The following is a 2605-nucleotide window of genomic DNA, read 5'->3' on the forward strand; positions in this document are numbered from 1 at the left end:
TGTTGGCGCTGATGGAAAATTGACCCACCCTGCCGATTGAAATTTGACCCAGGGCGGATTGCTGATTTTGTTACCAGCAACTGTGGATAAGTCTACCAGCGCAGCTGCTGTTGCCCCCACTCCTTCGCTAGCCCAGTTCAGTTGTTTAAGACCTGCCACACGCAGCCATGTAGCAGGCCGTCGTCGCCATGAAATCAGAACGGCTCATCGTCCTCCGGTTCCTGGCCGCCCTTACGCTTTCGCTCCCGTGATTTGATCTTGGCCTGGGCCGCCAAGCTACTGTGTTGCAGGCGATAGGACTCGTTACCGGTTTCGACGATGTGGCAGTGGTGGGTCAGCCGATCCAGCAGGGCGGTGGTCATCTTGGCGTCGCCGAACACGCTCGACCATTCGGCGAAGCTCAGGTTGGTGGTGATCACCACGCTGGTGTGTTCGTACAGCTTGGATAGCAGGTGAAACAGCAACGCACCGCCGGCCTGGCTGAAGGGCAGATAACCCAGTTCGTCGAGGATGACCAGATCCATGCGCAGCAGAGCTTGGGCGATCCGCCCGGCTTTGCCGTCGTGCTTTTCGCGCTCCAGCAGATTGACCAGATCGACCGTGGAGTAGAAGCGCACGCGCTTGCCGTGCCGGGTGATGCCGGACACGGCCAGCGCAGTGGCCAGGTGGGTTTTACCGGTGCCAGGCCCACCGATCAGCACCACGTTCTGCGCGGTGTCGGTAAAGGCCAGACTGGCCAGTTCGCTGATCAAACGAGCGTCTGCGCTGGAGGCGCTGAAGTCGAAGCCGGCCAGGTCGCGGTGCATCGGCAGCTTGGCCATGTTCATCTGGTGGCTCACCGAGCGCATGGCGCGATCTGTGTGCTCTTGTTCCAGCAGGTGTTCGAGCAGCCACTTGGACGAGGCTGTGTTCGACTCACCCTGCGCAGTCAACTCCGCCCAGGCCGTGGCCATGCCGTGCAGGCGCAGCTCCTTGAGTTCCGCCATCAAATCACGCATGACCGATCTCCTCGGTCTGGCCACGCAGGCGGTCGTAGCGCGCCGTGTTAGCGACGGGGGCTTCCTTGAGCGACAAGTGGGTTTCGACGCTGGGTGGTGGTTCGGTCGCGGCCAGGCGCGCCACGACATTGAGGATGTGTTCGGCGCTCAGGCTGCCGCTTTCCAGTACCAGCTCAACAGCCACCAGCACCGCATCGAGCCCGGCGACCGGTACGGCAGCCAGAACTTGCGCCATGATCCGGTCACCGCCGGCATGACGCCCCAGACCGTGCTTAAGCTGACGCAGCGGCGCCGGCAGATCAGCAAAGGGCGCGCCGTTGCGCAGCGCACCGGGCTTGCGTTCGATCAGCGGGAGGTAGTGCTGCCAGTCATAGCTGACCTGGTCGCGATCCAGCAAGCGGACATGGCTGGCGATCAGCGCGTCGTCAGCCACCACCTCGATTCGCGTCGGATACAAACGGCTGCTGACCCACTTACCCGCGTACTCACACGGCACCGAGTAGCGGTTGCGCCCGACGCTGACCAGGCAGGTGCTGGAGACCCGCGCAGGCCGCTCGACGTAACCGTCGAATGGCGCTGGCACAGGCATCAGTTCAGCGCGCTCCAACTCCAGCACTTCGGCCACACTCAGCCCGCTGTATTGAGGGTGCGTCAGCTCGTTCCAAAGCGCGCGGCAGCGCTGGCCCAGCCAGGCATTGAGTTCCTCGAAGGAGTGAAACTGGCAGTCCTGGGCGTCTAGCCAGATACGCCTGCGGCTGTCTTGCACGTTCTTTTCAACGATGCCCTTTTCCCAACCAGCGGCGACGTTGCAGAAGTCCGGATCGAACAGGTAATGCGCGCACATCACCGCAAAGCGCGCATTCACCGCCCGGCCTTTGCCCTTATTGACCTTGTCGACGGCGGTCTTCATGTTGTCGTAGATGCCCCGGCGCGGCACGCCGCCCAAGGAGCCGAACGAGCGTGTATGGGCGTCAAATAACATCTCATGGCCCTGGCTCGGATACGCCACAAGCCAGAACGCACGGCTGGCACACAGCTTCAGATGTGCCACCTGCATACGCCGGTAAATGCCGCCGACCAGCAAGCCTTCCTCGCTCCAGTCAAACTGAAACGCCTCGCCAAGAGCAAAGGTCAGCGGCACAAAGGCCTGCGACGCCTTGCCCTGTCCCCCTCGCCAGGCACGGATAAACGCGGTGAGCTGGCTGTAGCCACCGTCATAACCTTCGGCTTTGATTTGCGCCAACAGCGCCTTGGCACTGCGCCGCTGTTGCTTGGGCCGCAGCGAATCGGCTTTTAGCGCCTGCTCCAGCGTGGCGTGAAAAGGGCTGAGTTTGTTGAAGATCGCGCGGCGTTGGTAGACCGGCGGCTTGGCCTCAGGTGCTCTGACCCACTTGCGAATCGTGTTGCGCGCCAACCCGGTGCGCTTGGCTATCTCATGCAGCGACAGCTTGTCGCGGAAATACATCCGGCGAATTTTGCCCATCATTTCCATACTGATCACCCTGTGTTCTCCTGCTCAAAAATTGAGCAGAAGCAGTTGAACACCTGGGTCAGTTTTCAGTCGGCAGAACAGCCTCTACTGGGTCAGTTTTCGGTCAGCGGCAACA

Annotated in this window: 2 protein-coding genes; both read right to left on the bottom strand. The window is 61.5% G+C overall.

What is annotated here, in order from left to right:
* Nucleotides 1-194: 194 nt before the first annotated feature.
* Entirely contained in the window at nucleotides 195-998 is an 804-nt protein-coding gene (istB, locus tag APH34_RS28265; protein ID WP_010454871.1) for an IS21-like element ISPst3 family helper ATPase IstB, read from the bottom strand.
* Nucleotides 991-2490 carry an IS21-like element ISPst3 family transposase gene (istA, locus tag APH34_RS28270; protein WP_024012635.1) on the bottom strand — a complete coding sequence of 500 codons (1500 nt, stop codon included), beginning with the start codon at nucleotides 2488-2490 and terminating at the stop codon, nucleotides 991-993. The genes istB and istA overlap by 8 nt, the downstream gene beginning before the upstream one ends.
* Between the last annotated feature and the right edge of the window lie 115 nt (nucleotides 2491-2605).

Origin of the sequence: Pseudomonas sp. NBRC 111131 (assembly GCF_001320525.1) — a bacterium.
GTDB classification, from domain to species: domain Bacteria; phylum Pseudomonadota; class Gammaproteobacteria; order Pseudomonadales; family Pseudomonadaceae; genus Aquipseudomonas; species Aquipseudomonas ceruminis.

Bases quoted from the DNA above. Each gene is read 5' to 3' on its own strand.
- istB (WP_010454871.1), bottom strand. From the start codon at position 998: ATGCGTGATTTGATGGCGGAACTCAAGGAGCTGCGCCTGCACGGCATG.
- istA (WP_024012635.1), bottom strand. From the start codon at position 2,490: ATGGAAATGATGGGCAAAATTCGCCGGATGTATTTCCGCGACAAGCTG.